The organism is Geodermatophilus sp. DF01-2 (assembly GCF_004571065.1).
In the GTDB taxonomy this organism is placed as follows: domain Bacteria; phylum Actinomycetota; class Actinomycetes; order Mycobacteriales; family Geodermatophilaceae; genus Geodermatophilus.
This window is the reverse complement of the sequence record NZ_SPQN01000138.1, coordinates 1-6,050: the sequence shown is the minus strand read 5'-3', so window position 1 is coordinate 6,050 and position 6,050 is coordinate 1. Positions and strand designations below refer to the sequence as shown.

The following is a 6,050-nucleotide window of genomic DNA, read 5'->3' as shown; positions in this document are numbered from 1 at the left end:
ATCGCCGTCGCGATCATCACCGCGGTCGTCCTCCTCGGCGAAAACCTGACCGCCCTGTTCAACGACATCGCCGGCGAGCTCGGTGGCGGCGCCGCCACCACTCCCTGACCCTCGCACCTTCCCGGCGACGACGACCTGCGGGAGGAGGTGGGGGACCGGTGCGCACCCGACTGCGTGATCAGCGCGGGGCGACCGCGGTGGAGTTCGCCTTCATCGTGCCGCTGCTCCTCGTCCTCGTCCTCGGTATCGCCGAGTTCGGCCACGCCTTCCAGGTCCAGGGCACCCTGTCGGCCGCGGCCCGCGAGGGCGCCCGGGTGATGGCCCTGCAGAACAGCCCGGCCGCGGCGCGCACCGCCGTCCGCGACGCCACCCCCACGCTCGACCCGGCCATCACCGACGCGCAGATCACCGTCACCCCGACCGCCTGCCCGACGACGAGCACGACCCCCACCAACGTGCGCGTGACCATCGATTACCCGATGCCCTTCCTCACCGACTTCTTCGGCGCGGGCGTCGACCTGACCGGAACGGGGGTCATGCGGTGCAACGGCTGACCCCTCCGCGCACATCCGCGGAAGTGCACGGCGCACTTCCGCGGAAGTGCACGGCGCACTTCCGCGGAAGTGCACGGGCTGCGAACACCCGCATCCGGCGGCGGCTGGCCGGCGAGCACGGCGCCTCGGCGGTGCTCCTGGCGCTGCTGCTCGTGCCGCTGCTCGGCTTCACGGCCATCGCCGTCGACGTCGGCGCCCTCTACGCGGAGAAGGCCCGGCTGCAGACGGCGGCCGACGCCGCGGCGCTGGCCGTCGCCGCCGACTGCGCCAAGGGCGCCTGCGGCGACATGCAGGCGACCGCGCAGGGCATGGTCGACGCCAACCTCGGCGACGCGACGGCCGCACCGCCGGTCCTGGCGTCCGACCCCAACCGCGTCACCGTCTCCGGTCGCACGCCCCAGGAGCACTGGTTCGCCCCGGTGATCGGGCACGACGCGACCGCCGTCTCGGCCACCGCCACGGTGGCCTGGGGCGGCCCCAGCCGGGGCACCGCCGTGCTGCCGCTGACCTTCTCCTGGTGCGAGTTCGAGCAGCAGACCGGTGGCGGGCTGCCGTCGAGCACGACCCAGCACACGATCCACCTGACCAAGTCCTCGCAGACCGTCGACTGCACCGGACCGTCCGAGAACGTCGTCCCGGGGGGCTTCGGCTACCTGGTCAGCGACCCGGGCGACTGCCGGGCCTCGAGCGCGGTCCAGGAGCGCTCGTACTCCTCGACCGGCAACACGCCGCCGGCGGCGTGCTCGCCCGGGGACTTCGCCTCCTGGGTCGGGCAGACGGTGCTGCTGCCGATCTTCGACGAGTTCGGCGGTACCGGCAGCAACGCCTGGTACCGGGTCTACGGCTACGCGGCCTTCCGGCTGACCGGATACCACCTGGGCGGCCAGTTCAGCTCCTCCCCGAAGCCGTGCAGCGGCAACGGACGCTGCGTGACCGGCTACTTCACCCGCTTCGTCGAGCTCGGCGACGCCTTCGACTACGACTCCAACGCCCCGCAGATGGGTGCTTGGGTCCTCCGACTGATCCGATAGGGGCCCCTCGTGAGACGCCGACTGCTCGCCGCCCTCGCGGCGCTGCTCCTCGCCGCCATAGGCACCGGAGTCCTGCTGGCCTACGTGCGCGGCGCTGACGCCCGCGCCCTGGCCGGCGTACGCACCGTGGAAGTGCTCGTCGTGGACCGGCCGGTCGCCGAGGGGACGCCGGGGGAGGACCTCACCGACCTGGTCCGCACCGAGCAGCTGCCGGCCAAGGCCGCCGTCGAGGGCGCGGTCACCGACCTCGAGCAGCTCGCCGGCCGGGTCGCCACCGTCGACCTGCAGCCCGGCGAGCAGCTGCTGGCCGGCCGGTTCGCCGCGCCGGAGGACCTCACCGTCCCCGGCACCGTGGCCGCGCCCGAGGGCACGTCCGAGGTGAGCATCCTGCTGGAGCCGCAGCGCGCCGTCGGCGGCCGGCTGGCGGCCGGCGACACCGTCGGCGTGCACGTGTCCCTGTCCGAGGGGAAGACCACCCACGTCGTCCTCAACGGCGTGCTGGTCACCCAGGTACAGGGCGCGCCGGCCCCCGCTACGGACGGCGAGGCGACCGACACCGCCTCGTCCGGCGGCACCGCTCCCACGGCGAGCCTGATGGTCACCCTCGGGCTGCGCCCCGAGCAGGCCGAGGCCGTCGTCTTCGGCATGGAGCACGGCACGGTCTGGCTGTCCCTCGAGCCCGAGGGCGCCGACCTCTCCGGCACCGAGGTCGTCACCCCCGGCAACGTCTACGAGAAGGACTTCCAGTGAGCGAGCGTGCGAGCTCACCAGTGAGCGGAGCAGCCCGGCGAATGCCGGCGACGAGCGCCAGCGAGGAGTGGGCATGAGCCGCGTGGTGCTCGGCGCAGCCGACGGCGACCTCGTCCTGCGGGTCAAGGAGGCGACCGACGGCGACGTGCACGTGCTGCCGCCCGGCCGGCTGCCCGGCGACCCGGCGCGGCTGTTCGAGCAGCTGGTCGACGGCGAGCTGCCCGAGGTCCTGCTGATCGGGCCGTCCGCACCGCTGCAGGAGGCGTTCACGCTGGCCGCGCGCCTGGACGTGCAGTGTCCGGGGATCAGCGTCGTCCTGCTCGCCGACCCCACGCCCGAGACGTGGCAGGCGGCGATGCGCGCCGGCGTCCGGGACCTGCTGCCACCCACCGCCGACGTCGGCGAGGTCCGCGCCGCCGTGGAGCGGGCCGGCTCCACCGCGGCCGGACGGCGGCGGGTGCTGCGCCCGGTCGAGGAGACCGCGCGCTACACCGGCCGGGTCATCACGATCGCCTCGCCGAAGGGCGGGGTGGGCAAGACGACCGTGTCGACCAACCTCGCGATCGGCCTGACCGCGGCCGCGCCGCAGTCGACGGTGCTGGTCGACCTCGACGTCCAGTTCGGCGACGTCGCTTCGGCGCTGGGCCTGGTGCCGGAGTACGCGCTGCCCGACGTCGTCCACGGCCCGGCGACCGAGGACACGATGGTGCTCAAGACCTTCCTCACCCAGCACCCCAGCGGCCTCTACGCCGTGTGCGGGGCGGAGTCCCCGGCCGCCGGTGACACGGTCACCGCCGCCGACGTCAGCCGGCTGCTGACCTCGCTGGCCCGGGAGTTCCGCTACGTCGTCGTCGACACCGCGCCCGGGCTGTCCGAGCAGACCCTCGCCGCCCTCGACCGCGCCACCGACGTGGTGATGGTGACCAGCATGGACGTCCCCGGTGTCCGCGGGCTGCGCAAGGAGCTCGACGTGCTCCGCGAGCTGTGCATGATCCCGGCCGGCCGGCACGTGGTTATGAACCTCGCCGACGCCAAGGGCGGGCTGTCGGTGCGCGACGTCGAGACCGCCATCGGCACCGGGGTGGACGTCGTCCTGCCCCGCTCGGCCGCGGTGCCGCCGTCGACCAACGCCGGCGTGCCGATCCTGGCCAACGGCCGCCGGGACCCGGTCGTCAAGGAGCTGCGCCGGCTGGTGTCCCGGTTCGCGGCCACCCCGCTCATGAAGCCAGGCCGGTACCGCGCCAAGCACCGGGCGGCGTCGTGAACCTCGCCTCCCGTCTCGCCGCGGCCCAGGGCCGGCCCGTCGCTCCGGAGGCCCCCGCGCCCACGCCGCTCCCGGCGCCCCGGTCCGCGACCCCGGCGGTCCTCGCCCCACCGACCGACGCGCTCACCCGGCTCAAGGACCGCGTGGCCAAGGCGCTGTTCGAGCGCATGGGCAACCGGATGAACGACCCGTCGCTGTCGGAGGAGGCGCTGCGCGCGGTCGTCCTCGGCGAGCTCGACGAGGTGGTCGAGGAGGAGAAGGTCCCGCTCTCGGCCGAGGAGCGGGCCCGGCTGACCGCCGAGCTGGCCGACGACGTCCTCGGCTACGGCCCGCTGCAGCGGCTGCTCGACGACCCGACGGTCACCGAGATCATGTGCAACGGCCCGGACGCGGTCTACGTCGAGCAGGAGGGCCGGCTGGTCCGCACCGGCGCGCGGTTCACCTCCGAGGAGCACCTGCGCCGGGTCATCGACCGGATCGTCTCCCGGGTGGGACGGCGGATCGACGAATCCTCACCGCTGGTCGACGCCCGCCTCGCCGACGGCTCCCGGGTCAACGCGATCATCCCGCCGCTGGCCTTCAGCGGGTCGACGCTGACCATCCGCAAGTTCGCCAAGGACCCGTTCGGCGTCGAGGACCTGATCGGCTTCGGCACCCTCTCCCCGGAGATGGCCGAGCTGCTGCGGGCCTGCGTCGAGGCGCGGCTGAACATCATCGTCTCCGGCGGCACCGGCACCGGGAAGACGACGCTGCTCAACGTGCTCTCCTCCTTCATCCCGGACGGCGAGCGGATCGTCACCATCGAGGACGCCGTCGAGCTGCAGCTGCAGCAGGAGCACGTCGTCCGGCTGGAGTCCCGGCCGCCCAACATCGAGGGCCGGGGCGCGATCACCATCCGCGACCTGGTGCGCAACTCGCTGCGGATGCGCCCCGACCGGATCGTCGTCGGGGAGTGCCGCGGCGGGGAATCGCTGGACATGCTCCAGGCGATGAACACCGGCCACGACGGCTCACTGTCCACGGTGCACGCCAACTCCCCGCGCGACGCGATCGCCCGGCTGGAGACCCTCGTGCTCATGGCCGGCATGGATCTGCCGCTGCGGGCCATCCGCGAGCAGATCGCCTCCGCCGTGGACGTCGTGGTCCAGCTGACCCGGCTGCGCGACGGCACCCGGCGGGTCACCCACGTGACCGAGGTGCAGGGCATGGAGGGGGAGACGGTCACCCTGCAGGACGCGTTCCTCTTCGACTACTCCGCCGGGGTGGACGCCGCCGGCCGCTTCCTCGGCAAGCCGGTGCCGACCGGGGTGCGGCCGCGGTTCACCGACCGCTTCGCCGAGCTGGGCATCGCCGTCTCGCCGCGGGTGTTCGGCACGGTGGAGCCGCGGCGGGGGTGGGCCTGATGCTGCTCGCCGGAGGGCTGCTCGCGGTGACCGGCGCCCTGCTGCTGGTCGCCTTCGTCGTCCTCCCGGCCGGGCCGCGGCGGGTACCGCTGTCCCGCCTCGACCCCACGGTGGCGCCGCCGGCGTCGCCGCTGGCCGGTGCCTCCGCCGCGGCCGGTGCCGCGGTGGAGCGGGCACTGGCCCGTCGTGGTCGGGTCGCCTCCGGCACCGCCGCGCTGGAGCGGGCCGGGGTGGCGATGGCGCTGCCGGACGTCGTCCTGCTCGTCGGCCTGGCCACCGTCGTGCTCGGCGCGCTCGGCCTGCTGCTGGGCGGGGTGCTGCTCGCCGTGGTGCTCGCGGCGCTAGCCCCGCTGGGCACAAAGGTGCTGCTCGGGCTCAAGCGCGGACGGCGGCAGGCGGCCTTCGCCGACCAGCTCGACGACTCGCTGCAGCTGATGGCCAGCAGCCTGCGCGCCGGACACAGCCTGCTGCGCGCGGTGGACGCCGTCTCCACCGAGGCCGCGGCCCCGACGTCGGAGGAGTTCGCCCGCATCGTCAACGAGACCCGGGTGGGCCGCGACCTCGGCGACGCCCTCGACGAGGTGGCCGAGCGGACGGGCAGCGACGACTTCCGGTGGGTCGCCCAGGCGATCGGCATCCACCGGGAGGTCGGCGGCAACCTGGCCGAGGTGCTCGACACCGTCGGGCACACCATCCGGGAGCGCAACGCGATCCGCCGGCAGGTCAAGGCCCTGTCGGCCGAGGGGAAGCTGTCGGCGATCGTGCTGATGGCCCTGCCGTTCGGCATCGTCGCGTTCCTCGCGGGAACCAACCCGGCGTACCTGTCCGCGTTCACCGACAGCTTCGCCGGCTGGTGCATGACCGCGGCGGTCGTCGTCCTGCTGGTCGTCGGCGGGCTGTGGCTCAAGAAGACCGTGGCGATCCGGTTCTGATGCCGCCGACCCCCGTGCTCGCGGCCGCACTGGCCGTCGCCCTCGCCGTCCCGCTGCTCGGCTGGGCGCTGCTCGCCCGACCGCAGGACGCCGCCGCCCGGGCGCGGGCCAACCTA

General features: G+C 74.1%; 6 protein-coding genes. All 6 read left to right on the top strand.

The features are described from left to right. Window positions 1-158 precede the first annotated feature (158 nt). The 6 genes from E4P41_RS20955 (at window position 159) to E4P41_RS20930 (ending at window position 5,934) form a co-directional block, all read left to right on the top strand. Window positions 159-554 carry a TadE/TadG family type IV pilus assembly protein gene (locus E4P41_RS20955; protein ID WP_135143139.1) on the top strand — a complete coding sequence of 132 codons (396 nt, stop codon included), beginning with the start codon at window positions 159-161 and terminating at the stop codon, window positions 552-554. A gap of 23 nt (window positions 555-577) precedes the next feature. Continuing rightward, window positions 578-1,585 carry a pilus assembly protein TadG-related protein gene (locus E4P41_RS20950; RefSeq protein WP_245177542.1) on the top strand — a complete coding sequence of 336 codons (1,008 nt, stop codon included), beginning with the start codon at window positions 578-580 and terminating at the stop codon, window positions 1,583-1,585. A 9-nt stretch (window positions 1,586-1,594) separates the two neighbouring features. Continuing rightward, the gene (cpaB, locus tag E4P41_RS20945; protein ID WP_135143138.1) at window positions 1,595-2,335 is read left to right on the top strand and encodes a Flp pilus assembly protein CpaB; all 741 of its coding nucleotides are present in this window, start codon (window positions 1,595-1,597) and stop codon (window positions 2,333-2,335) included. Between the two features lie 73 nt (window positions 2,336-2,408). Beyond that, complete coding sequence (locus E4P41_RS20940) at window positions 2,409-3,599, top strand: AAA family ATPase (RefSeq protein WP_135143137.1); 1,191 nt, start codon at window positions 2,409-2,411, stop codon at window positions 3,597-3,599. After that, window positions 3,596-5,002, top strand: a complete 1,407-nt coding sequence (locus tag E4P41_RS20935) for a CpaF family protein (protein WP_135143136.1) — start codon at window positions 3,596-3,598, stop codon at window positions 5,000-5,002. The genes E4P41_RS20940 and E4P41_RS20935 overlap by 4 nt, the downstream gene beginning before the upstream one ends. Then, window positions 5,002-5,934, top strand: coding sequence for a type II secretion system F family protein (locus E4P41_RS20930; RefSeq protein ID WP_135143135.1), 933 nt, complete (start codon window positions 5,002-5,004; stop codon window positions 5,932-5,934). The genes E4P41_RS20935 and E4P41_RS20930 overlap by 1 nt, the downstream gene beginning before the upstream one ends. The last annotated feature ends 116 nt before the right edge of the window (window positions 5,935-6,050 follow it).

Excerpts from the sequence above, each read along its gene's own strand:
- E4P41_RS20940 (WP_135143137.1), top strand. The coding sequence starts at position 2,409 with ATGAGCCGCGTGGTGCTCGGCGCAGCCGACGGCGACCTCGTCCTGCGG.
- E4P41_RS20930 (WP_135143135.1), top strand. The coding sequence starts at position 5,002 with ATGCTGCTCGCCGGAGGGCTGCTCGCGGTGACCGGCGCCCTGCTGCTG.